The 23,635-nt window shown below is 62.7% G+C and carries 22 protein-coding genes; 11 read left to right on the forward strand and 11 right to left on the reverse strand.

What is annotated here, in order from left to right; translation table 11 throughout:
* The first annotated feature begins 78 nt into the window (after positions 1-78).
* The 3 genes from AC07VY_RS06150 to AC07VY_RS06160 are packed head-to-tail and all read left to right on the forward strand — an operon-like array spanning position 79 to position 3,840.
* Positions 79-1,476 carry a phosphomannomutase/phosphoglucomutase gene (locus AC07VY_RS06150; protein ID WP_495096853.1) on the forward strand — a complete coding sequence of 466 codons (1,398 nt, stop codon included), beginning with the start codon at positions 79-81 and terminating at the stop codon, positions 1,474-1,476.
* Between the two features lie 30 nt (positions 1,477-1,506).
* Complete coding sequence (gene waaC, locus AC07VY_RS06155) at positions 1,507-2,538, forward strand: lipopolysaccharide heptosyltransferase I (protein ID WP_495096852.1); 1,032 nt, start codon at positions 1,507-1,509, stop codon at positions 2,536-2,538.
* A gap of 6 nt (positions 2,539-2,544) precedes the next feature.
* Positions 2,545-3,840 carry a 3-deoxy-D-manno-octulosonic acid transferase gene (locus tag AC07VY_RS06160; RefSeq protein ID WP_495096851.1) on the forward strand — a complete coding sequence of 432 codons (1,296 nt, stop codon included), beginning with the start codon at positions 2,545-2,547 and terminating at the stop codon, positions 3,838-3,840.
* A gap of 15 nt (positions 3,841-3,855) precedes the next feature.
* Here the strand turns inward: AC07VY_RS06160 and AC07VY_RS06165 are convergent, their stop codons facing one another.
* From AC07VY_RS06165 to AC07VY_RS06185, 5 genes are all read right to left on the reverse strand, one after another.
* Positions 3,856-5,178: a TolC family outer membrane protein gene (locus AC07VY_RS06165; RefSeq protein ID WP_495096850.1), complete on the reverse strand. Its 1,323-nt coding sequence runs from the start codon at positions 5,176-5,178 to the stop codon at positions 3,856-3,858.
* A 16-nt stretch (positions 5,179-5,194) separates the two neighbouring features.
* Positions 5,195-5,536 (reverse strand): rhodanese-like domain-containing protein, encoded by a 342-nt coding sequence (locus AC07VY_RS06170; protein ID WP_495076250.1) that lies wholly within the window; start codon positions 5,534-5,536, stop codon positions 5,195-5,197.
* 5 nt (positions 5,537-5,541) lie between these two features.
* Positions 5,542-6,207: a protein-L-isoaspartate O-methyltransferase family protein gene (locus AC07VY_RS06175; protein ID WP_495096849.1), complete on the reverse strand. Its 666-nt coding sequence runs from the start codon at positions 6,205-6,207 to the stop codon at positions 5,542-5,544.
* Between the two features lie 136 nt (positions 6,208-6,343).
* Positions 6,344-7,024 (reverse strand): TetR/AcrR family transcriptional regulator, encoded by a 681-nt coding sequence (locus AC07VY_RS06180; protein ID WP_495096848.1) that lies wholly within the window; start codon positions 7,022-7,024, stop codon positions 6,344-6,346.
* Positions 7,025-7,166: 142 nt separating this feature from the next.
* Positions 7,167-7,949 carry a YdcF family protein gene (locus AC07VY_RS06185; protein WP_495096847.1) on the reverse strand — a complete coding sequence of 261 codons (783 nt, stop codon included), beginning with the start codon at positions 7,947-7,949 and terminating at the stop codon, positions 7,167-7,169.
* Positions 7,950-8,098: 149 nt separating this feature from the next.
* On the opposite strand from AC07VY_RS06185, the gene msrA reads away from it, so the two are divergent.
* The 4 genes from msrA to AC07VY_RS06205 all read left to right on the forward strand — a co-directional run bounded on the left by msrA (position 8,099) and on the right by AC07VY_RS06205 (position 13,273).
* Positions 8,099-8,674 carry a peptide-methionine (S)-S-oxide reductase MsrA gene (gene msrA, locus AC07VY_RS06190; RefSeq protein ID WP_495076246.1) on the forward strand — a complete coding sequence of 192 codons (576 nt, stop codon included), beginning with the start codon at positions 8,099-8,101 and terminating at the stop codon, positions 8,672-8,674.
* A gap of 181 nt (positions 8,675-8,855) precedes the next feature.
* Positions 8,856-11,195: a YgiQ family radical SAM protein gene (locus AC07VY_RS06195; RefSeq protein WP_495096846.1), complete on the forward strand. Its 2,340-nt coding sequence runs from the start codon at positions 8,856-8,858 to the stop codon at positions 11,193-11,195.
* A gap of 83 nt (positions 11,196-11,278) precedes the next feature.
* A complete protein-coding gene (rlmB, locus tag AC07VY_RS06200; protein WP_495076244.1) occupies positions 11,279-12,013 on the forward strand; it encodes a 23S rRNA (guanosine(2251)-2'-O)-methyltransferase RlmB in 735 nt (244 codons plus the stop codon).
* A 144-nt stretch (positions 12,014-12,157) separates the two neighbouring features.
* Entirely contained in the window at positions 12,158-13,273 is a 1,116-nt protein-coding gene (locus tag AC07VY_RS06205; protein ID WP_495096845.1) for a lactonase family protein, read from the forward strand.
* Between the two features lie 27 nt (positions 13,274-13,300).
* On the opposite strand, the gene AC07VY_RS06210 is transcribed toward AC07VY_RS06205, so the two are convergent.
* Together AC07VY_RS06210 and AC07VY_RS06215 are read right to left on the reverse strand one after the other, a co-directional pair.
* On the reverse strand, positions 13,301-14,635 hold the full coding sequence (locus AC07VY_RS06210; protein WP_495096844.1) for a HAMP domain-containing sensor histidine kinase: 1,335 nt from the start codon (positions 14,633-14,635) through the stop codon (positions 13,301-13,303).
* A complete protein-coding gene (locus AC07VY_RS06215; RefSeq protein ID WP_495096843.1) occupies positions 14,613-15,305 on the reverse strand; it encodes a response regulator transcription factor in 693 nt (230 codons plus the stop codon). The genes AC07VY_RS06210 and AC07VY_RS06215 overlap by 23 nt, the downstream gene beginning before the upstream one ends.
* A 159-nt stretch (positions 15,306-15,464) precedes the next feature.
* Here AC07VY_RS06215 and AC07VY_RS06220 point away from each other — a divergent pair, with 159 nt between their 5' ends.
* Together AC07VY_RS06220 and AC07VY_RS06225 are read left to right on the forward strand one after the other, a co-directional pair.
* A complete protein-coding gene (locus AC07VY_RS06220) occupies positions 15,465-15,833 on the forward strand; it encodes a hypothetical protein (protein WP_495096842.1) in 369 nt (122 codons plus the stop codon).
* Positions 15,834-15,939: 106 nt separating this feature from the next.
* On the forward strand, positions 15,940-16,824 hold the full coding sequence (locus AC07VY_RS06225; protein ID WP_495096841.1) for a sterol desaturase family protein: 885 nt from the start codon (positions 15,940-15,942) through the stop codon (positions 16,822-16,824).
* Between the two features lie 221 nt (positions 16,825-17,045).
* Here AC07VY_RS06225 and AC07VY_RS06230 read toward each other — a convergent pair whose 3' ends face one another.
* Together AC07VY_RS06230 and AC07VY_RS06235 are read right to left on the reverse strand one after the other, a co-directional pair.
* A complete protein-coding gene (locus tag AC07VY_RS06230; RefSeq protein ID WP_495096840.1) occupies positions 17,046-17,630 on the reverse strand; it encodes a chromate transporter in 585 nt (194 codons plus the stop codon).
* On the reverse strand, positions 17,627-18,208 hold the full coding sequence (locus tag AC07VY_RS06235) for a chromate transporter (RefSeq protein WP_495096839.1): 582 nt from the start codon (positions 18,206-18,208) through the stop codon (positions 17,627-17,629). The genes AC07VY_RS06230 and AC07VY_RS06235 overlap by 4 nt, the downstream gene beginning before the upstream one ends.
* Positions 18,209-18,356: 148 nt before the next feature.
* On the opposite strand from AC07VY_RS06235, the gene AC07VY_RS06240 reads away from it, so the two are divergent.
* Positions 18,357-19,520, forward strand: a complete 1,164-nt coding sequence (locus tag AC07VY_RS06240) for an acyl-CoA dehydrogenase family protein (protein WP_495096838.1) — start codon at positions 18,357-18,359, stop codon at positions 19,518-19,520.
* 32 nt (positions 19,521-19,552) lie between these two features.
* On the opposite strand, the gene AC07VY_RS06245 is transcribed toward AC07VY_RS06240, so the two are convergent.
* Positions 19,553-21,025 carry an aldehyde dehydrogenase (NADP(+)) gene (locus AC07VY_RS06245; protein ID WP_495096837.1) on the reverse strand — a complete coding sequence of 491 codons (1,473 nt, stop codon included), beginning with the start codon at positions 21,023-21,025 and terminating at the stop codon, positions 19,553-19,555.
* A 161-nt stretch (positions 21,026-21,186) separates the two neighbouring features.
* Here AC07VY_RS06245 and AC07VY_RS06250 point away from each other — a divergent pair, with 161 nt between their 5' ends.
* On the forward strand, positions 21,187-22,419 hold the full coding sequence (locus AC07VY_RS06250) for a cystathionine gamma-synthase family protein (protein WP_495096836.1): 1,233 nt from the start codon (positions 21,187-21,189) through the stop codon (positions 22,417-22,419).
* On the opposite strand, the gene AC07VY_RS06255 is transcribed toward AC07VY_RS06250, so the two are convergent.
* Positions 22,416-23,621 carry a GNAT family N-acetyltransferase gene (locus AC07VY_RS06255; RefSeq protein ID WP_495096835.1) on the reverse strand — a complete coding sequence of 402 codons (1,206 nt, stop codon included), beginning with the start codon at positions 23,619-23,621 and terminating at the stop codon, positions 22,416-22,418. The genes AC07VY_RS06250 and AC07VY_RS06255 overlap by 4 nt on opposite strands.
* Positions 23,622-23,635 lie beyond the last annotated feature (14 nt).

The following is a 23,635-nucleotide window of genomic DNA, read 5'->3' on the forward strand; positions in this document are numbered from 1 at the left end:
TTGCGAAAAACCTACAATTCGCGCTCGTGGTCTGGCCCTCTGGGTCGGATGTCTGATTTACCCGACCTCATCTACACCATGCACATTGCTAATTCCATCTTCAAAGCCTATGACATCCGCGGCATCGTGCCGACCACGGTAGACGAAGCGGTTGCAGAGGGAATCGGTAGGGCGTTCGGCACGATTGCGCTGGCCGAGGGGGAGAAGGTCATTGCTGTCGGGCGCGATGGCCGTTTAAGCGGCCCCAGCCTGGTCGCCGCCTTGATCCGCGGTCTGGTGGCTGTAGGTGTGGAAGTGATTGATGTGGGCGCCGCCACTACGCCTATGCTGTATTTTGCGGCCTACACCCTGTGCCGCAGCGGTATCCAGGTTACCGGCAGCCACAACCCCAAGGACTACAACGGTTTCAAGATGATCATGGGTGGGCGTGCCATCCATGGTGAGGAAATCCAGGCGCTGCGCCGCATGATGGAAGCGGAAACCTGGGTATTCCAGGCCGGTGGCTCGGTACGCCAGGTAGATGTGCTGCCTGCCTACACCGCGCGCATCGTCTCCGACATCCAATTGGCCCGGCCGATGAAGATCGTGGTTGACTCGGGCAACGGCATTGCCGGCGCTTCGGCCCCCGCCATTTTGCGGGCCATAGGCTGTGAAGTGGTGGAGCTGTTCAGCGAGGTGGATGGCAACTTCCCCAACCACCACCCGGACCCGAGCAAGCCCGAGAACCTGGAAGACCTGATTGCCGCGTTGAAGACCACGGGCGCCGAGCTGGGCCTGGCTTTCGATGGCGATGGCGACCGCCTGGGCATCGTGACACAGGACGGCAGCAATATTTACCCTGACCGCCAGATGCAGCTGTTCGCCGAAGACGTGCTGCGGCGCGTGCCCGGTGGCACCATCTTGTTCGATGTGAAGTGTTCACAACGTCTGGCACCGGCGATTGCCGCCGCCGGTGGCCATCCGCTGATGTTCAAGACCGGCCATTCCTTGATTAAGGCCAAGATGAAAGAGATCGAAGCTGCGGGTGGCCAGGCGCCGCTCGGTGGCGAGATGAGCGGCCATATCTTCTTTAGGGAACGCTGGTTTGGCTTCGATGACGGCACCTATGCCGGCTGCCGTCTGCTGGAAATCCTGAGCCAGTCGCCCGACGCCAATGCGGTGTTGCATGCCTTGCCGACCAGCTTTTCGACGCCTGAGCTCAATGTGCCCTGCCATGAGGGCGAGCCGCCCCGCGTGGTGGCGGAAGCCTTGCGTTTGGTGGATTTCGCCGCGCCTGCAGTGGTCAGCACCATCGATGGTTTGCGCGTGGATTGGCCGGACGGCTTTGGCCTGATCCGCGCATCCAACACCACTCCTGTGCTGGTGCTGCGTTTTGAAGGCCACACCCAGGCGGCGCTGGATCGCATCCAGGCCGATGTGTTGGCGCTGCTGCGCCGCGTCAAGCCCGATGCCAGTTTTGCAGCCTCCGCCCACTAAGGTGGCTGCTGGCGTCTGCAGGTATCTGGCATGAATGTTCTGATCGTCAAATTGTCTTCTCTTGGTGACGTGGTGCACGCCATGCCGGCGGTGCAGGACATACTCTCTGAGTTGCCCGGTACCCAGGTGGACTGGGTGGTCGAACCGGGTTTTGCACCGCTGGTGCGCCGCTGTGAGGGCGTGCGCCGGGTGATCGAGTGCGACTTGCGCCGCTGGCGCAAGACCGTGTTTACCGTGGACACGCGCAATGCTTGGCGTGCCTTTTCGGCCGACTTGCAGCAGGAGACCTATGACGCGGTGCTGGACCTGCAGGGCCTGAGCAAATCCGCGCTGGTGGCCAAAATGGCGCGCCTGAGCCCGGACGGCCTGCGTTATGCCCTGGCCAACCAGACCGAGGGATCCAGTTTTGAGGCGCCTACCCGCTGGGTGGCCGATGTGGCCATTCCTGTGGAGCCGCGCATCCACGCCATCAACCGCTCCCGCGTGATGTGCGCCCGGGCCTTGGTGTACGCATTGCCGGAGAAGGTCAATTTCGGCCTGGTGTCGCATTCCAGTATGGACGTGAACGCGATCAAGAACATTTCCAACAACTTCTTCGATTCCGGTGCCACGTCTCCCGCGCCCGTGGTGGCATTTGTGCACGGCACGTCCCGCGCCGACAAGCAATGGCCGGTGGAGCATTGGTTGGACCTGGGACATCGCATGAATGCCTTGGGCTATACCGTGGCTTTCACGCACGGCAATGATGAGGAGTTGTGGCGCAGCGAAAGCATTGCCAGCCGGCTGACGCAGGCGGTGGTCTGGCCCCGCATGAAGGTGGACGCGCTGACCGATGCCATGTCCGAATGCATGGGCGTGGTGGGCGTGGACAGTGGCCTGAGTCATATCGCCGTGGCGCTGGATCTGCCGCATGTGCAGATATATAACTTCGACACCGCCTGGCGTACCGGCCCGCTGCAGAGCGATCACCAGATCAGCGTGGTGTCTGACACCACGCCCACGGTCGAGGCGGTCTGGGGCGCCTGGATGCAGGCCTCGGCCCTGGCGGCGCTGCGAGACTGAGCACTCTTGGTTCGCTCCTTGTATTCCCTGCTGCTGTGGCTGGCCAGTCCCTTGCTGCGCCGCAAGCTGCGTCTGCGCGCCGTGGCAGAGCCCGGCTATGCAGAACACATATCCGAACGTTTTGGCCACTACACCCAGGCGCCCAGCACAGGCTGGGTGTGGGTGCACGCGGTTTCGCTAGGGGAGACCCGGGCCGCCACCATTTTGCTGGCAGCCTTGCGCAAGGAGATGCCGGACCTGCGCCTGCTGCTGACCCATGGCACGGCCACCGGCAGGGCCGAAGGCCGCGCTCTGCTGCGTCCGGGTGATGTACAGGTGTGGCAGCCCTGGGATAGTCTGGGCGCCGTGCAGCGCTTTGTGAGTCACTTTCAGCCGCGTATCGGCATCCTGATGGAAACCGAGATCTGGCCAAACTTGTTGGCCGCTTGCCGTAGCGCAGCCATACCGGTGGTGCTGGCAAATGCCCGGCTCAGCGAAAAATCCTTGCGCCAGGCCCAGCGACTGGCTTGGTTGTCGCGGCCGGCCTATGGTGCGCTGAGCGCGGTGTGGGCGCAGACTGAGGCGGACGCCCAGCGCTTCGTTGCAGCCGGCGCGCCCAGGCCCCAGGTGCTGGGTAATTTGAAGTTCGATGCCAGCCCGGATGCCGCCCAGTGCGCCCGAGGCCGCAACTGGCGCCAGGCGGCGGGCCGTACGGTGGTTTTGTTGGCCAGTGCGCGCGAAGGCGAGGAGCGCATGCTGCTGGAAGCCTTGAAGTCTTTTAAGGCTCTGGCGCAGGATTCATCTGCGCTAGGTGCTATTAAAATGGGAGCGAGCGGTGTGCAGTGGCTGATCGTGCCGCGCCATCCGCAGCGTTTTGACGAAGTGGCCGCGCTGGTACAGACCTACGGTTTGAGCGTGTCGCGCCGCAGCCAGTGGCAGGACGCTCCGCTCGAGGCCGATATCTGGCTGGGGGATTCCCTGGGTGAGATGGCGCTGTATTACGGCCTGGCCCATATGGCTTTGTTGGGCGGAAGTTTCGAGCCATTGGGCGGGCAGAACCTGATCGAGGCCGCGGCCTGTGGCTGCCCCATGGTGCTGGGGCCCTCTACCTTCAATTTCGCTGAGGCGGCTGAATTGGCAACCCAGGCCGGTGCGGCCTGCCGGGTGGCCGATATGCCCGCGGCGCTGGAACAGGTGCGGGCCTGGTGCCTGGCGCCGGATCAGCTGGCTGCTGCCGCGGCAGCCGGGCCGGCATTTGCAGCAGCCCACCGCGGAGCGGCGCAGAAGACGGCCGCCGCGATCAAGGCCTTGTTACAGGCCTGAGGTTTTAGAACGTTTTTAGTGGGCCAGCAGGGCGTTCATCGCCTGCAGGTCTTCTGGCTTCAGGCTCCCGCTGGCCTGGCGCAGCTTCAGCGAACCCACCAGCACGTTGTAGCGGGCCTGGGCCAGACTTTGCTTGGTCTGGTAGAGCTGGCTTTGCGAGTTCAACACATCGATATTGATGCGCACGCCAACTTGGTAACCCAGCTTGTTGGCGTCCAGTGCAATCTGGCTGGAGCTTTCGGCGGCCTCCAGGGCCTTGACCTGGGCCAGGCCGGACAGCACGCCATAGAACGCGGTGCGGGTGGATTGTGTGACCGCGCGCCGGGTTGCGTCCAGGTCGGCCTGGGCCTTGTCTTCCAATGACAAGGTTTCGCGTATGCGGTTCTGGACAGAGTAGCCGGCAAACAGTGGAATGGTCAGGCTCAGGCCCACCACGGCGGTGTTGTTGCGCGAGTTGGACGGCAGGCTGGATGTGCCGTTGGGGTAGCGGTTGACGTTGTAGGCGGCCGTCAGGTCCAGGGTGGGCAGATTGCCAGCTTTGGCCTTCTGGGTTTCCAGGCGTGCCACATCCAGTGCCACCAGTGCCTGCTGCACGTTCGGGCTGGCGCCTTCGGCCTGGCTGACCCATTTATAGACATCGGCTTCTTCCACGTTGGGCAGCACGGCGGGCTGGGCCAGCGGCGTGGGCTGGGCATTGGTTTTGCCGACGATAGTGTCCAGCGCTATTTTTTTCACCAGCAGATCGTTGTCGGCCGCGATCTCCTGGGAGCGGGCCAGGTCGAACCGGGCCTGGGCTTCGCGGGTATCGGTGATGGTGGCCGTGCCGACTTCGAAGTTGCGCTTGGCAGAAGCCAGTTGCTCCGCCACAGCGGCCTTCTGGGCGCGTACAAAGGTCAAAGTATCGCTGGCGGCCAAGACGTCGAAATAAGCTTGTGCCACGCGCACCACCAAGTCTTGTTCGGCTACGACCAGTTGCGCCTGGGCGACTTCTATCGACTTCTTGCCCTGCTCATAAGTGATCCAGTTGGCGGGGCGGTACAGTGGCTGCGTGCCGCTGAGGGCCGCGGTCTGGGTGGTGTAGTCCTTGTCCAGCGTGGGATTCACACTGTCGAGCAAGTTACGGTTCAGCCCGGCGGACAGGCCTGCGGTAGGCAGGATGCCAGCCTTGGCCTGGTCGGCCTTGGCCAGATTGGCGTCGTACTGCGCCTTGGCCGACTGGTAGGTTGCATCCGTGGCGCGGGCGGAGTCATACAGCTCCTGCAGACTTTGCGCATGGGCTGAGCCGGCAAAAATGGCAGCCACGGCCAAAGCGAGCGCGCCGAGCGGGAAACGTTGCATGTTCATCCTTGTCATGTCAGTAGCGGGGCACACGGGTATCCAGCTGTTGCGACCATGCATCTATGCCGCCGGCAATGTTCACCACTTGCTCGAATCCGCTCTGCAGCAAATACATGGCGACCCGCTGGCTGCGCGCGCCATGGTGACAGAGGCAGGCCACGGGTTGCGCGGGGTCCAGCTCCGCCAGGCGTGCCGGGATTTCGCCCATGGGTAGAGTCACTAGGCTAAAGCCTTCTGGCTGCACGCTGGCGGTTTGCCATTCCCAGGGCTCCCGTACATCCAGCACAACTGGCTTTGCCGTGGAGGGAAGGCTTTGCAGCCACTGGGCCAGTTGGGCGGGGGTGATCTGGTCGAGCATGGGGTTCAGAAATGGAACTTCGAGGGTTCTGGGAAATGTGCCAGCCGGGGGGCGACGATATCCCAGGGGGTGGTGGTCTGGTAGCTGGTGGTGCTGGTGCGGGTGATGATATGGGCCTGCATCACCGGGTCTTGGCCCACGATGGCAAACAGGCGGCCGCCCACTTTGAGCTGGGCTTTCAGTACTTCAGGCACCGAAGCCACAGAGCCGCTGAGCACGATGACGTCAAAAGGACCGTCGCCGGCCGCGCCCTGGGCGCCGTCGGCCTGGCGTACTTCCACGTTGTGCACACCGGCGTCACGCAGGTTCTTGCGGGCCAGGCTGGCGAGTTCCGGCAGGATTTCCAAGGACAGCACGCTTTGCGCGCAGGCACCCAGCAGGGCGGCCATGTAGCCGGAGCCGGTGCCGATTTCCAGCACTTTTTCGTGTTTCTGGATTTTCAGGTCCTGCAGTGCGCGGGCTTCGACCTTGGGCGACAGCATGCATTGGCCACCGGGCAGGGGCGCTTCCATGTCGATGAAGGCATAGGCCTGGTGCTCGGGCGGGAGGAACTTTTCGCGCTTGACGATAGACAACAGAGCCAGGATCGAGGCGTCCAGCACATCCCAGGGGCGGATCTGCTGCTCGATCATGTTGAAGCGGGTTTTTTCAATCTGGGCGGTGGTGGTCATGGTGGGTCTCTGTAGCGAAGGCGAAATAAGCTCTGGATTTTAGGGGTGGAATATGGCGGGTTCGGCGGGCAGCTAGGCCATTTACTTTCCGGCCAGGCCTGGCATGGACGGCGATGGTGCCTCGGTAGCTAAAGTTTCATGCGGTGGCGGCTCCGGAGGGCTCGGGGCGGGCGCGTAGCCCGTTCAGCATGATGCGCACCTGCGAGGCAATGTACTGCTCGGGGGTAAACGGCTGCTGGGTGCAGGGGTGGCTGCCATCGGCACGCTGGCCCACCGACAGGAAAAGCAGCGGCGCGGTCACGCTATAGGTGGCCAGATCCAGGTTGAGCGGCGCGAATTCACCGCTGTCCACGCCACGTTGCAGAATCTTGCGCACCAGATTTTGGTAAGGGTGCACCACTTCATCTTGGTAGAAGGCGGCCATTTCCGGGAAGTTATGGGCTTCCAGCAGCATCAGGCGGCTGATGCCAGCGGCTTTGGTCCGGCCTACGCGCTCCCACCAGGTCAGCATGCCGTGCTCCAGCAGGCTGGCGATGCTGCCGGTGAATCCATCCACTTCGCCGTTCAGCTCGTGGAAATGGCTGGTCAGGCTTTGCCGAACTACGGCTTTGAACAGTTCTTCCTTGCTGGAAAAGTACAGAAACAGCGTGCCTTTGGACACGCCGGCGCGCAGGGCGACTTCTTCCACACGGGTTGCGGCAAAGCCTTTTTCAACAAAGATGTCCAGTGCCGCTGCCAGCAGTTCACCCGGGCGCGCTTCTTTGCGCCGCGCACGTTTGGCGGTAGGAGGGGGCGGAGACGCTAGACTGGGGGGCATTTTACTGACTGGTTGGTTATTAATATAGCCCGTTACCGATGCAGCGTCAACGTTCGGGCTGTGCGGGCTGGGCTTGGGTTGGCACATGCGGGATTTGTTCCCGCAGTCATGGCATGCCTTAGATCGTAAACACGTTCTTTTCTTATATGCGCCCTGCAACCCGCATGCCTAGCCATTCCCGCAGGATTTCGCGCGAGGACTGCAAGCCACTGCCAGAGGGCAGCCATTCCAGCAATGTGCGCTGCTGCGGCAGGGTAAAACCGGTGGGGGCGGGCACGACCTGCAAGCCGGCCCGTTCGAAGGCCTGCACGGCGCGTGGCATATGCCAGGCGTGGGTTACCAGCGCGATGCGCTGCACGCCGTCGTGCGCCAGCAGCCGCTGCATTTTCTGCGCGTTTTCCACGGTGTCGCGGGATTGGTCGTCTACCCAGCGCAGGTTGCTGCCCAGTTCTTTCGACACCATGGCCTTTGCCACATCGCCTTCCGACAAGGCGCTGGTGCCGCTATTGGCCCAGCCCACGCCGCCTGCAAACGCCAGTGGCAGGCTGGATTGGCGCGCCAGCCAGACGCCGTAGCGCAGCCGCGCAGCGGTTTGGGCCGAGGGCTGGGCCGCGCCGTATTCGGGTGCGCTGGGCTGCACGCCACCGCCCAGCACCACAATCGCCTGGACCTGGTGGGCCTGCAGGTAGCTGGGTGCAGTGGCGGGTGGAATGGCTGCAACCTGCGGCAACAGGGTCTGCGCCAGCCAGACCGCCACTGCATTGCAGCTCAGCAGCCACAAACCTGCTAGGGCCAGCACGGCGATGCCCCGGCCCAGCCATTTGCGCCGCCGCGCCAGCACGCTGGCCAGAGCCGCCAGCAACAAAGGCCCGGCTGGAGGCATGGCCAATGCGGTCAGTATGGGTTTGAGTTCACTCGGATTCATTTGCTCTTGTATTGATAGCTGTTGGCGCAAGAAATTCGTGCGCTACACCATGTTTTGCTTTGTATCGAAGCTGGCTGCATCCCAGTCGGTGCAGGGGGCAGGCTGAGTGTACAAGTCGTGCGCTGTTGAATCGGTGTACAAAGTAGCTTATGCAAAATTCGCCGTCCTCCACATCCTCGTCCAGTGCCGCCCAACGTGAGTCCATCACCTTGGGCGGTGGTTGTTTTTGGTGCACCGAAGCCGTGTTCGTCCAGGTGCGCGGCATTACCGATGTAGAAAGCGGCTACTGCAACGGCACGACCCAGAACCCCAGCTATGAGGCCGTGTGTAGCGGCCAGACCGGCCATGCCGAAGTGGTCAAGCTGGAGTTTGATCCGGCCCAGATCAGCTTGCGTGAGATTCTGGAAATCTTCTTCGTCATCCATGACCCGACCACGCTGAACCAGCAAGGCCACGACGTAGGCACACAGTACCGCAGCGGCATCTACGTGAATTCGCCCGACCAGCAGGAAGTGGTGCAGTCTGTGCTGCGTGAGGTCAACGACAGCAAGACCTATCGCCACCCAGTGGTGACCGAGGTGCTGCCCCTGGCCAACTATTGGCCCGCCGAGGAATACCACCAGGACTACTTTGAAAAGCACCCCAGCCAGGGCTACTGCCTGATGGTGGCTGCGCCCAAGGTGGAGAAATTCCGCAAGACCTTCAGCCGTCTGGCCAAGAGCTGATTGCTCTACTTATAGGAGCGCCTGGCGCAGATTTCATCTGCGCTAGCGCCGGTTTTCTTGTATGAGCATGCGGCGCAGCACCCCTAAAGCCATGTAGAGGGAGGTGGGGCCATATGTGCGTCTGGGTGCGTAACGAGGCCCCAGCCCTTAAAATCGCGGGTTAATCCCCACAAAGTTTTGCATGAACGCCCCCGTCGACGTTTCCTTTTTCGCGCGCGCCGCCAAGCCGCTGACCAGTTACCGCAAGTACTGGGCGGCCCGCTTTGGCACTTCCAAATTCCTGCCGATGAGCCGCGCCGAGATGGATGTGTTGGGCTGGGACAGCTGCGACGTGATCATCGTCACCGGCGACGCCTATGTGGACCACCCCAGCTTCGGCATGTCGGTGATCGGCCGCATGCTGGAGATGCAGGGCTTTCGCGTCGGCATCATCGCCCAGCCCGACTGGCAGAGCGCCGACCCGTTCAAGGCCCTGGGCAAACCGAACCTGTTCTTCGGCGTCACGTCGGGCAATATGGATTCGATGATCAACCGCTATACCGCCGACCGCAAGATCCGCAGTGACGACGCCTATACCCCCGGTGACATCGGCGGCAAGCGCCCCGACCGCGCGGCCATTGTCTACAGCCAGCGCTGCCGTGAGGCCTACAAGGACGTGCCCATCGTTCTGGGCGGTATCGAAGGCTCGCTGCGCCGCATTGCGCACTACGACTACTGGTCCGACAAGGTGCGCCGCAGCGTGGTGGTGGATGCCAAGTGCGACCTGCTGCTGTACGGCAATGCCGAGCGCGCGATTGTCGAAGTCGCCCACCGCCTGGCCGCCAAGGAGCCCGTGCAGAGCATTACCGATGTGCGCGGCACCGCCTTCATCCGCCGCAGCGACGACCCGACCGGGCGCGACTGGGTCGAGATCAATTCCACCTCGGTGGATGCGCCGGGCCGGGTCGAGTCGCACATCAACCCTTACCAGACCACCTCCGAGCAGGCGGCAGAGCAGGGCGCGACCTGCTCCAAGGACGAGGCCAATCCGCAGGGCTTACCGGCAGAAGCCGTCGTCAAGATGAGCCCATCTCTGGGCGATGCCCTGGCCCGCTCCCAAGCCCGCGAACTCGCCAAGATCAAGGTGCCGCCACGCGAACGCTCGGTGATCCGTCTGCCGTCGTTTGAGCAGGTGAAATCCGATCCGGTGCTGTATGCCCACGCTAACCGCGTGCTGCATCTGGAAACCAACCCCGGCAACGCCCGCGCACTGGTGCAGGCCCATGGCGAGGGCGTGACCGCCCGCGATGTGTGGATCAACCCGCCGCCCATCCCGCTGACCACCGCCGAGATGGACACGGTGTTCGACCTGCCGTACGCCCGCAGCCCGCACCCGGCCTATGCCGACGAGAACGGCAGCCATGACGGCGCCACCAAGATCCCCGCCTGGGAAATGATCCGCTTCAGCGTGAACATCATGCGCGGCTGCTTCGGCGGCTGCACCTTCTGCTCGATCACCGAGCACGAGGGCCGCATCATCCAGAGTCGTTCCGAAGAATCGATCATCAAGGAAGTCGAAGACATCCGCGACAAGGTGAAGGGCTTTACCGGCACCATCTCCGACCTGGGCGGCCCCACCGCCAACATGTACCGACTCGGCTGCAAGAGCCCCGAGATCGAGGCCGCGTGCCGCAAGCCCAGCTGCGTGTATCCGGGCATCTGCTCGAACCTGGGCACCAACCACGACCCGCTGATCAAAATCTACCGCCGCGCCCGCGCGCTCAAGGGCATCAAGAAGATCCTGATCGGCTCCGGCCTGCGCTACGACCTGGCCGTGCAAAGCCCCGAGTACGTGAAAGAGCTGGTGACCCACCACGTCGGCGGCTACCTGAAGATTGCGCCCGAGCACACCGAGCAGGGCCCGCTGACCAAGATGATGAAGCCCGGCATCGGCAGCTACGACAAGTTCAAGACCTTGTTCGAGAAGTTCAGCGCCGAGGCTGGCAAGAAGCAGTATCTGATTCCGTACTTCATTGCCGCCCACCCTGGCACCAGCGACGAAGACATGATGAACCTGGCGCTGTGGCTGAAGAAAAACGGCTTCCGCGCCGACCAGGTGCAGACCTTCTACCCGTCGCCGATGGCCACCGCGACCACGATGTACCACAGCGGCAAGAACCCGCTACGCAAGATCACCCGCGACAGCGAAACCGTCGACATCGTCCGTGGCGACCGGCGCCGCCGGCTGCACAAGGCCTTCTTGCGCTACCACGATGCCAACAACTGGCCGCTGCTGCGCGACGCGCTGAAGACCATGGGGCGTGCCGATCTGATCGGCAACGGCAAGCACCATCTGATCCCGACCTACCAGCCGATGACCGACGGGAACTACGAGAGTGCACGCAAGAAGAATTCCACCGTGGTGACCAAGTCTTCACCGGTGACCAAGGGCCGCCTGCTGACCCAGCACACCGGCCTGCCGCCGCGCGACAACGGCTCGGGCAAGGCGCCGGTCCGCAAGGTCGTGCGCAAGCCGCGCTAAGCCTGCAAAAGTTTTAAGAAAAAACCGCTGCCAGCGCAGGATTTACCTGCGCTGGTAGCTATAAATAACGTAGCAATCTCCCCATGTCTTCTCCCAAAGTTCTTTTCGGCTTTCACGCCGTGGGCGTACGCCTGAAAACCGCGCCGCAGTCCATCATCGAGATTTACTACGAGCCCACCCGGCGCGATGCGCGCATGCGCCAGTTTCTGGAGAAAGCCAATGAAGCCGGTGCGCGTCTGATTGAAGGCGACAGCCTGCGCCTGGCCAAGCTTTGCGGCAGCCACGGCCACCAGGGCGTGGCGGCACGCGTGGAACATATTCCGCAGGTCCATTCGCTGGACGACCTGCTCGACAGCCTGACCACGCCGCCGTTGCTGCTGGTGCTGGACGGCGTGACTGATCCGCACAACCTGGGCGCCTGCCTGCGTGTGGCCGATGGCGCCGGTGCCCATGCCGTCATCGCTCCCAAGGACCACGCGGCCGGCATCAATGCGACGGTGGCCAAGGTGGCCAGCGGTGCGGCCGAGACCGTGCCCTACTTCATGGTGACCAACTTGGCGCGCACCCTGGGCGAGCTGAAGGAGCGCAGCATCTGGTGCATAGGCACCAGCGACAACGCGCCCAAGACCCTGTACCAGGTGGACCTGAAGGGCCCCGTCGCTTTGGTGCTGGGCAACGAAGGTGACGGCATGCGCCAGCTGACGCGCAAGACCTGCGACGAGCTGGTTGGCATCCCCATGGCGGGCGCGGTGGAGAGCCTGAACGTATCGGTGGCCAGCGGCGTTTGCCTTTACGAGGCCTTGCGCCAGCGCTTGTAGGGCACCGTTTGAAAAATGCGGATTTTCGCCTGAATTGTGGGTATATGTTGCTGAAAGCGGCTCGAAGCAGTGCAGAGTCAGCTATTCTTTACATTGTAAATATGCGTGTCACCAATATCCATTAAGGAGGAGGTGGGGCACAGCATGGAAATCGGGTTGCCGCAGTTGATGGGCAATACAAGAATAAGCAGGAGACTCAGCGTGTTTTATGAAACCCAACCTATAGACTGCATCACCAGTCGTGCGAAGACGTACAGCTTAATAAATAGCGTTTCTTTCCATCCGAGCGAGAATCTTTTTTGTGCGGCTTTTACCACTATCAGCCAACTGATCATTTTCAAAATTGATCGTTTCGGCCAGGCGCGGACGAGTCAGATATTGAAAAGCCCCACAGCTTTGCTGGATGAGCCTCAGCATGTGGTGTTTTCCACGGACGGCCAAAAAATAATCGCCGTCAATTGGAATAGCGAGATATTCACGATTTACCAGCGCGGCGCCAATGGGCGTTATGCGCACAGTCCCCTGGCTTCCATCAAGTTTCCAGAGCCTCTGGCCGGCTTCAAGCCGCATGGCATGGACATGTCGCGCTGCGGCAATAAGATGGTGCTGGCCTTTGGCTCCACTTCGCTGCGCAAACGCGGGGTCGCGCTCTTCAGTTTTGATGACAAGGAGCCGGCGATCCGCTTGCTTAGCCTCATCAAGGAAGAGGAGTTGCCCGGCATACCCAAGGGCGTTGTTTTCTCTCCGGATGGTAGCTGCGTGCTGGTGACCTACGCGGATGCAAACTGCATTTGCGTTTACGGGTTTGATGCGGAAACCGGGCGCCTGAATCCTGTTCCCCTGCAGACTTTCAAGGGCGAGGCCACGCGTCTATTTCGGCCGGAAGATATACGGATTTCGCGCGAAGGTGACAGCATTCTGGTGTCGAACAGCGAGGCGGACCGTATAACCTCCTACCATTTTGATAGCCGCAGCAACCGCATCACGGAAGAAGCGCCCAGCAACGCACTGGAAAACCCAGGCGCAAACATGCAGTTCCCGCACGGAATTGCGCTGTCGCCCGATGGCGGCTTGCTGGTGGTATCCCAATTTGGTCCACTGCCTATCACCAGCGACGGGAATATTGTGTTTGGCAGCAAGACGCCGCGCAAACAGGCGCGTATCAACATCTACCGCCACCAGCGGTTTCAGCCGGTCTTGAAAAAGTACGCCTGGAGGCGGTTCTGGTCGTCGCTGGTACGGACGGTTGCATTCCGATAGACGCCCCTTGTTTGGGCCCGCATGTGATTACAGCGGGCCGAGCCGGACCCGCACGGTGTAGGCGCCGGGTCCACCCGTAAATTCCAGCCGTCCGCCCATGCGGGTAGTGATTTGTCGCACGATGGCCAAGCCTAGCCCAGTGCCTGGCAGGGTACGGCTGCTGTTACCCCGGCTGAAGGCCTGTTGCAAGGGCTCCACCTCTTCCTGGGCGATGCCTGGGCCGGCGTCCGTTACGTCCAGCCAAACCTCTTGTTCTTGCTGACACAGCTGCACGCACACAGGTGTCTGGCCGTGCTTGAAAGCGTTGTCCAAAAGATTGCTGACCAGCCTGTCTACCAGCAGGGCATTGGCGTTTGGCCAGAGCAGGCTGGTTGGGGCATCGATGTGCAGCTCTTCGGCAGGGCGGTCCCAGCGGGCTGCGGCGCTACGCACGGCTTCAGCCAGGTCCACGGTCTCATTCAGTGACAGGGTGTCGCTACGCACATAGTCTAAAAAGCTCTCTATCAGGCGGTCGGCTACGCCTACGTTGCGGGCGATGGCCTCTTTGCGGGCGCTGGTGTCGGGTACGTCAGGCAGTAGCTCGGCGGCCAGGCGGATGCGGCTCAGCGGGCTGCGCAGATCATGCGATACGCCGGCCAGTAGCACGGCCCGTTCGCTTTGCTGTTGGGCCAGCCGCGCCAAGGCTTGGGTGTAGGCACTGTCGATGGCGGCAATTTCGGGTGTGCCACCCGGAGGCAGGGCGCTGGCAGGCGTCTCCAGCAGGTGGGTGTTGCCGTTGGCCAGGGCCTGCATGCGCGCGCGTAACTGTTCCAGTGGCCTTGTGAGGCGGCGGGTAAAGGCCCAACTGGCCAGCACCAGTAAGACCGCCAGGGCGGTCAGCGCCAGCAGCACGCGTGTGGGCCACGCGGTCAGCACAATCTCCCCAGGGATGCCCAGCCAGATGGCGGAGGCCTGGGGGCGCAGCACGTGGATCCAGACCATGGGTTCGTTGGCACGCATATTCAGCCGGACCTCGTCTATTGACAGGCCGCGTTGTGCCAGGGTGTTGCGCAAGGCGATGAAGCGTGGCGTGAGTGTGGGCAGGCGGCGGGTCTGGGCTGGCGTATCGCTTTGCTGCAGGATCTGTGCGGGAGCCGAGGGTGTGAGTTGCAAGCCTGCTGCCTGGGTGAGTTGCGGCGCCCATAGCTCGGCGTACAGAGTGGCGATGGTGGTGTTGCGTTCCAGGTAGAACAGGCTGCCGACAATGCTGCCCAGTGCCATCACCACGGCCAACTGTGTCAGCAGCAGGCGCAGAAACAGGCTGTCCAGGCGGCGCAGCATGCCCATGTACTTGCCTCTTTCAGCCGCGCGGTACGAAGACATAGCCTTCGCCGCGCACAGTGTCTATCCAGGCTTTGCCGGGCACGGCTTCTTCCAGCTTGCGCCGCAGCCTGGCCACCTGTACGTCTACCGTACGGTCTTGCGGTTTGTAGCCACCGCTTTGCACGGCGTCGCTGAGCTGCTCGCGTGAGCGTGGCTTGCCGGGGCTGGCAGCCATGGCGATCAGCAGTTTGTATTCCACGCTGGTCAGCGCCACCGCCCGGCCGCCGGCCAGTACCTCGCGTTTAAGCTGGTCTATGCAGAGCCCATCGAAGCGCAGTTGCGTGGATTCGGCGCGGCCGGGCAGTTGCCGGCGCAGCAGGGCACGCAGACGGGCGACCAGCTCACGGGGTTCAAAGGGTTTGGGCAGGTAATCGTCAGCGCCGATTTCCAGGCCCAGCACGCGGTCCATGGGGTCGCCGCGCGCAGTCAGCATGACGATGCCCAGGGCCGGGTGGGCGGCACGCCAGCGCCGGCAGACGTCAAAGCCATTGGCGTCGGGCAACATCACGTCCAGCAGTACTGCGTCGGGTTTCCATTGTTGCAAGGCGCGCTCGCCGTCGCCGGCGGTCAGCACCGTATGCACGGCCAGACCTTCGCGCTGCAGCAGCTCCGCCACCATGGCCGACAGCTCGGCATCGTCGTCCACCACCAGGACCAGGGCTTTGTTCATGGGCACTGAGTGTAGGAGAGGGCAGGCCGTGCGACATGCATGTTTCAAAACTGTCGCATTTCGTCGTATTCCGTGGTCATCCTGGGCGCGTCCGGACCGTCAAATAGAGGCCAGGCCACAAGGCTCGTGCGCAAACCCTCAACCCCAGGAGCAACCACCATGCAAACACCTTCCTCCATGACCTTCCGCCACTCGGTGCTGATGGCACTGGCGGCCGCCTGCGCGCTGGGCGCCTTTACCGGCGAAGCCCAGGCGCGTAGCCGCCAGACCACCATTACCGGAGCAAATGGGGAGTCGGCCACCCGTGACGTGCTGCGCAAGCGCGGCGATGTATCGTCCAGTACCACCGGCCCGAATGGTAAGACCAGCAGCCGTGTGGTGGACCGTTCGGCCACCGGTGCCATGGCCACAATGACGGGGCCGAATGGTAAATCCGCCAGCCGGGTGACGACGCGCAGCAGCACCGGTTCACAATCCACGGTGACCGGCCCAAATGGCCAGACCGGCACGGTGACGGTGACGCGTTAAACCGGCAGTTCATCTCCATCCGGAAGATTCCAGGAGAAGCCTATGCGAACCGGAATGTGTTACTGGCTGCTCGCTTCCGCCGGGCAACCCGTGGCGGGCGGCTGAGATGCTGGCTTCGTTCAGCAAGGCTCCGGAATACCTGCCCTGGTTGCTGTGGCCGCTGGCTTTGGTCTGGCTGGCCGCTACCCTGGAAGGCCTGGTGCAATGCTTTGTGCGCCGCCAGCCTTATGACTGGCGGGCCTACGCCACATCGGTGGCCGATATGCTGGGGCGCAGACTGGCGGATGCGTTGGGTCTGTCTTTGGCCGCGCCGGTGTTTGCCTGGGCCTATACGCACCGCATAGGGGATATAGGCTTGTCCAGTCTGGTGGCGGTGGGTGGCCTGTTTTTGGCGCAGGAGTTCTTCTACTACTGGTACCACCGCGCGGCACACCGTGTGGGCTGGTTCTGGGCCACGCACTGCGTACACCATTCGCCGCAGCAGTTGACCCTGGTCTCGGCACTTCGTCTGGGTTGGACGGGCAAGCTCACCGGGACTGGCTTGTTCTTTGGGCCGCTGGTGTGGCTGGGCTTTCCGCCGGTGGCTGTAGCGGGTGTGCTGGCGGCGAATCTGCTGTACCAGTTCTGGCTGCATGCCACCTGGATCCCCAAGCTGGGTCCGTTGGAATGGGTGTTCAACACGCCGTCGCACCACCGCGTGCACCATGGCAGCAATGCCGAGTACCTGGACTGCAATTACGGCGGCGTGCTGATTGTGTTCGACCGCTTGTTCGGTACTTTTGTGGAGGAGCGGGCGGATATTTCCATCCGTTACGGCCTGGTCGAACCTCTGGCCACCTACAACCCTTTGCGGGTGGCCATGCACGGTTGGTGGCGGCTGGGGCGGGACTTGCGGCAGGCTCAGGGCTGGTGCGCGCGCCTGGCGGTGCTGTGTGGACCGCCGGGTGGCCGACCGGGTGCGGACCGACTCTTACCGGAAGTTAAGGGTTAAATACGGCTCTAGCGCAGAAGATATGTGCACAAGTTGCTATTTATTTAGTAGCGATTGATGGCGGCTCACGGAACATGGCAAGTTCTCCCCGTTGGCACTGGATAACTTTGGGGATAACTCTGAATGAATGCTGTATTACTGGGGTAAACCCTTGTTTTTAAAGGGTAAACATTGCAGTGCCTTATTTTCGGGCAGTTAACAACCCGGGCACTGCGCCCCCTTCAAACCCAGCCCCAAGCCCCCAGGATGGCGCCTACGCCCAGCAACCACAGAAGGTGCAACCGGGTGCGCCACATGATGAGGGCGGACACGGCGGTCAGCAGCCACAGGTTCCAGTCTCCGCGCGGGCCGTGCTGTGCTGATGACAGCACCCAGCCTGTGGCCACCATCAGCGCAATCACGATGGGCGCCATACCTTGTTTGAAGGCGCGCACGGCACGTAAGTCGCGGTTGCGGTGGCCCCAGCGGGTGGATACGCTGGTGAGTATGGTGCTGGGCAACAGCAGGCCCAGCATGGTGCAGGCCATGCCCAGCAGCGCAGCCCAACCGCCGCCCGCATTCAAGCCCACGTTCCAGCCGAACAGGGCGACGAACAGCACATTCGGCCCGGGCGCGGCCTGGGCGATGGCAATGGCGGTATTGAACTGCTCGCTGGTCAGCCAGTTTTGCTGATCCACCAGATAGCGGTGCATATCGGGCACGGTGGTGATGGCGCCACCTACGGCCAGCAAGGACAGCGATACGAAATGCAGGAACAGATGCAGCCAGTCCTGGGCCTGCATGCTGATAGCGTGCAAGGTATTCATGGTTTGAGCTTGCGGTAGGTCAGCAGGCAGGCCAGTCCGCCCAGACTGGGCAGCACATAGGCCAGCGGAATCCGCAGCAAGGCGATGAGGATGAAACAGACCACGGCCAGTGCAGCGCACACCGGTATGCCCAGCGCATGCCGCCGCAGCGCTGGCAGCAAGCGCAGGCCTGCCGCCGTGATCAAGCCCGCAGCCACCGCGCCCATGCCGCGCAGCGCGCCCACCACCTGGGGGTAATGCGCGTACTGGGTGTACACCAGGGCGAGGGCCAGCACCGCCAGCAGCGGCATCGTCAGCATGCCGGCCAACGCGGCCATGGCACCACGCAGGCCGAAGTGGCGGTCGCCGATCATGATGGACAGATTGACCACGTTGGGGCCGGGCATGATCTGCGCCACGGCCCAGTCTTCCACGAACTCTTCGTTTGTCAGCCAGCGCTTTTTCTCTACCAGTTCGTTCTGAACCACGGCCAGCACGCCGCCAAAACCTTGCAACGCCAGCCAGGTGAAGGACAGGAACAAATCCGTGGGGGATCGGGGCTGTGGACGGGCGGGGGCTGGTGCATTAGAGGTGCTCATCGCGCCATTATGACGACCCGTTTGAGGACGATCCGGCAGATTCTTTTCACCCAAATGGAGGAAGTGGCGGTGCAGGGGCTGGCAGGCCTGGGGTACATTGCGAAGTAGTATTTTTCTCTTTTGTATCAAATATATCAAATTAGAGAGCATGATAGAACGCACACTTTTCAGCTCAGACCACGAGACTTTCCGCGCCAGCTTTCAGAAATTCATTGCCCGGGAAATCGCGCCCTTCCATGCACAGTGGGAGGAGCAGGGTTATGTGGATCGAGCCGTATGGAATAAGGCCGGCGAGCAGGGCTTTCTGTGTCCCTCCATGCCCGAAGTTTGCGGCGGGGCTGGCGCCGACAGGTTGTATTCGATTGTGCAGATGGAAGAGCTGGCGCGTGCTGGCACCACCGGCATTGGCTACACCCTGCACAGTGAAATAGTGGCGCCCTACCTGCTGCACTACGGCACGCCGGAGCAGCAGCACAAGTACCTGCCGGCCATGGCCAGCGGCGCCATGGTGGGAGCCATCGCCATGAGCGAGCCGGCAGCGGGCTCGGATTTGCAAGGCATGCAGTGCACCGCCTTGCGCCAGGCCGATGGCAGCTACGTGCTGAATGGCAGCAAGACCTTCATCACCAACGGCTGGCACGCCGATTTGGTGCTGGTGGCCGCCAAGACCAATCCGTCGGCTGGCGGCAAGGGCACCAGCCTGTTCCTGGTGGAGCGCGGCATGCCAGGTTTTGCGCCGGGCAAGCGGCTGAAGAAGCTGGGCCTGAAGGCGCAGGATACGGCAGAGTTGTTCTTCGACCACGTACGCCTGGCACCCGAGCAACTGTTGGGTGGGGCGGCCTTGGAAAACCACGGTTTTGTCTGTTTGATGGAGCAGCTGCCCTGGGAGCGCCTGCAGATTGCCATCACGGCCGTGGCGGCCGCGCAGTCGGCGATCGAGGGCACGGTGGATTATGTGAAGGAGCGTCGGGTCTTCGGTCAGCCACTGGCCGGCTTTCAAAATACCCGGTTTGTGTTGGCCGAGCTGCAGACCGAGGTGCAGATTGCCCGGGTGTTTGTGGACCGCTGCATTGAGCTGATGTTGAAGGACAGCTTGGATACTGCAACCGCCAGCATGGCCAAGTACTGGGCCACCGATCTGCAATGCAAGGTGATGGACGCCTGCGTGCAGCTCTATGGCGGCTATGGCTATATGTGGGAGTACCCGATTACCCGGGCCTACGCCGACGCCCGGGTGCAGCGCATTTATGGCGGCACCAACGAGATCATGAAGGAAGTGATCACCCGGTCCATGGGGCTGGGCAGCGTGTAGCCGCCCAGCTACTTCTTACTCTTACCGCCGACTTAGCAGGGCACGCCCTTGCGAGCGACCAGCCAGTCCGGTGCGTCTTGCAAAGCCACCGGGCGCAGGAAGCGGTCCAGCGCGGCGTAGCCCACCGAGGTGGTGAAGGGCTGTGTCGATGCGGGGAAGGGGCCGCCGTGGTGCTGGGCTGTGGTCACGGCCACACCGGTCGGAACACCTGCGAACAGCACCCGTCCAGCGATTTGCGTGGCCGCGCGCACGAGGCTGCGGGTGGCTTCGCTTTCGGTTTCTGCGCCCCACAGCGTCACGGTCAGCGAACCGCCGATGGCGTGCAGCACGGCCAGGGTTTCTTCCACCGAGGCGGTACGAACGACCAGGGCGGCTGAGCCAAATACTTCCTCGTGCAACTGGTGGTCGGCGATGAAATCGGCTGCCTGTACTTCGGCCAGGAATGGGCGTGGAGGGGCGGACGCTTCGGCGCCACCGTCCACCAGGGGCTTCAGGCTGGCCGTGTTTTTCCAGCGGGCCACACCCTTGTCGAAGGTGGAGCGGATCGCACCCGACAGCATGGCGTGCGGCTGCAAGGCGTGCAGCGCTTGAGCAAAGGCCGCTACGAATGCATCGGATGCGGCATCCTTTTGGACCAGGATCACGCCTGGGCTGGTGCAGAACTGGCCTGCACCCAGGCAGATGGAGCCGGCCAGCGTGTTGGCCAGCTCTGCGCCATTCTTTTCCGCCGCGGCGGGCAACACGACCAGCGGGTTGACCGAACCCAGTTCACCGTAGAACGGCACGGGGCGTGGTCGGTCTGCGGCAATCTTGGCCAGAGCCGTGCCGCCCTTGAACGAACCGGTGAAGGCAATCGCGGCAATGCCAGGCGCTTGCGCCAGCTGTACGCCAACGGCAATGGAGCCGCCTTGCACCAGGCCAAAGACACCAGCGGGCAGACCTTGGGCTGCGACCACACCCTGGGCCAGGGCCGCAGTCTGGCGAGTCAGCTCCGGGTGGGCGGGGTGGCCCTTGACCACCACGGGGCAACCGGCCGCCAGTGCTGCGGCGGTGTCGCCACCCAGTACCGAGAACGCAAACGGAAAGTTGCTGGCCGAGAACATGGCGACAGGGCCCACGGGCACGCGGACCTTGGCCAGGCGTGGACGGCCTGCGGGTGGTGCACCGGCAACGGCCGGATCGTCCACCACGGCGTGGGCAATACCTTGGTCCAGCACATCGGCAAAGCCGCGCAATTGGAAGGCAGTGCGGTCCAGCTCGCCGTTCAGGCGTGGCAGGCCCAGGCCGGTTTCGCGGTCGGCCAGGGCCACCAGGCTTTCACGGCTGCCTTCCAATGCGACGGCCAGGGCACGCAGCAGGCTGGCACGTTGGGTGGCCGAGGTGGCGGCGAAGGCGTCAGCGACGGCAACTGCAGCGGCTACGGTCTGGTCGATTTCAGCGGGAGTGGATTCAGGAAATTGTGCGCCAACGGGGGTGCCGGTTCGGGCTTCTATGGATTGCAGCATGGTGTTGTAACGAGGCAAGAAGTTGCAAGAAGTGGCCGAAGCAGGGTGACATGGCCGCGAAGGCAGAATGTAACACCGGCATGGTCTGCTGGCGGGCTGACTGGATACGCCCGTAGGGATGATTTAATTGCTGCTACTGATATGAATTCAAGGAAATGAGCATGGCTACGCAAGGATTTACCACCACCATCGTGCACGGCGACAAGGCCATGGGCGTGGAGCACGGAGGGGTGCACAAACCCATCCACACCTCGGTGCAGTACGGGTTTGACAAGGTTGAAGACCTGATTGGCGTGTTCCAGGGCACGGTCAAAGGCGGTTTCAACTACGCCCGCCAGGGCACGCCCACCACGGCGGCGCTGGAGGCCAAGATCACGCGCATGGAAGGCGGCCTGGGCTCGGTCTGCTTTGCCACCGGCATGGGTGCCATCGCGGCGATATTTTTGACCCTGTTGAAGGCGGGCGACCACCTGGTAGCCAGTCGCTATGTGTTTGGCAATACCAACAGCGTTTTCGGCACGCTGCGCAGCCTGGGCATAGAAGTCACGACGGTGGACGCCACCGACGTGGCCCATGTGGAAGCCGCCGTGCAGCCAAATACCCGCATGGTTTTCGTCGAGACCATTGCCAACCCCGGTACCCAGATTCCCGACTTGGCGCCCATCGGCGCGCTGTGCCGCAGCAAGGGCCTGGTGTACGTGGTGGACAACACCATCACCTCGCCCGCGCTGTTTCAGCCCAGGACGGTGGATGCCAGCCTGGTGATGAACTCACTCACCAAGACCATTGCCGGGCACGGCACGGCGCTGGGTGGCGCGGTGACGGATACCGGCTTGTTCGACTGGTCGGCCTATCCCAATATCTTTCCGGCTTACCGCAAGGGCGATGCGCGCCAGTGGGGCTTGGCGCAGATTCGCAAAAAGGGGCTGCGCGACATGGGCGCGTCGCTGTCGTCCGAGCAGGCACATAGCATTTCAGTGGGGGCTGAAACCATGGCTCTGCGCGTGGCCCAGACCAGTGTCACGGCGCTGGCGCTGGCGCAGTTTCTGGAGACCCACCCGGCGGTCGTCAAGGTGTTCTACCCCCGGCTGGAGTCGCATCCGCAATACGCCGTGGCCCAGCAGCATTTCAGCGCCGGATCCTGGCTGTTGTCGTTCGAATTGGCCGATGCCGATGCCTGTCTGGCCTTCATCAATCGGCTGCAGCTTCCGGTGAAGGCCACCGGCATGGGCGACACCCGCACGCTGATCATCCCGGTGGCTCCCACCATTTTCTGGGAGGCCGGCGCCGAGGTGCGGGCCCAGATGGGCATTGCCGATGGCTTGATCCGCCTGTCGGTGGGCCTGGAAGACGCAGCCGACCTGCTGGCCGACTTTGCGCAGGCGCTAGCCTAACTTTCTTGCCGGAGCGGACTGCGCTGGGCCAGCTCGCCCAGGTAGTCCGTGATGCCGGCGCCTTCGCGTTCCAGAAAACGCTCCACCGCGTCGGCAAATGCCGGATGGGCCAGCCAGTGCGCGCTGGTGGTTTTGACTGGGAGCAGGGCGCGGGCCATTTTGTGCTCACCCTGGGCGCCGCCTTCGAAGCGTGACACGCCGTGTTCTATGCACCACTGCAGCGGCTGGTAATAGCAGGCTTCGAAGTGCAGGCAGTCCACCCGCTCCAGGGCACCCCAGTAGCGCCCATAGGCCACCAAATCTTGCGGACTTTTTAGGCCGCTGGCGCAATCAATATCTGCGCTGATAGCTATTAAACTTGTAGCAATAGGCTTGGCGACACCATCTAGCTCGCGTTCGGCCACAAACAGCACCCAGTTCTCCGGCATGGTGTCGGCCATGCGCTGGAAGAAGTTGCGGCTCAGGTAGGGTGCGTTGCCGTGCTCGTAATAAGTGCGTTCATAGCAGCTGTAGAAAAAGTCCCAGTCCTGCGGCGTGATGTCGCGCCCGCGCGCCCAGCGGAAGCGGATGCCCGCGTCGGCCACCTTGCGCCGCTCCTGGCGTATTTTCTTGCGCTTGTCTTGCGCCAGCGAGGCAAGGAAGTCGTCGAAATCTCGGTAGCCGTCCACTTTGTTTTGCCAGTGAAATTGCACGGTGTGGCGCAGCATCAGCTTGGCATCTTGGGCCGCGGCAATGTCGTCCGGGTTGGCAAACAGCATGTGCAGGGACGACAGGCCTTGCTCCTCGCACCAGGCAACCGCCGCCTGGATCAAAGCGGCCCGCGCGCCAGGGTCACGCGCCAGCAGGCGTGCGCCGGGTACTGGGGTAAAGGGTACGGCAATAACGGCCTTGGGGTAGTAGGGCACACCGTGCTGCTGGTAGGCGCTAGCCCAGGCCCAGTCGAACACGTATTCGCCATAGGAATGGCTTTTCAGGTACAGCGCGGTGGCCGCGTGCAGCGTGTCACCGTGCCAAAGCGTGATGAGCTGTAGCGTCCAGCCGGTGGCGGGCAGGGCGCTGCCGCTTTGGTGCAGCGCGGCCAGGTATTCCCAGCGCATGAAAGGGCTGGCGTCGGCCTGCAAAGCCAGCAGCCCGTTCCAGTCTGCGGCAGGCAGCTGTAGCGGCGAGTTCAGCACCCGGATGACATAATCAACCGAACTCATTTCCCACCCCGCAG

Source organism: Rhodoferax sp. GW821-FHT02C08 (assembly GCF_059421805.1).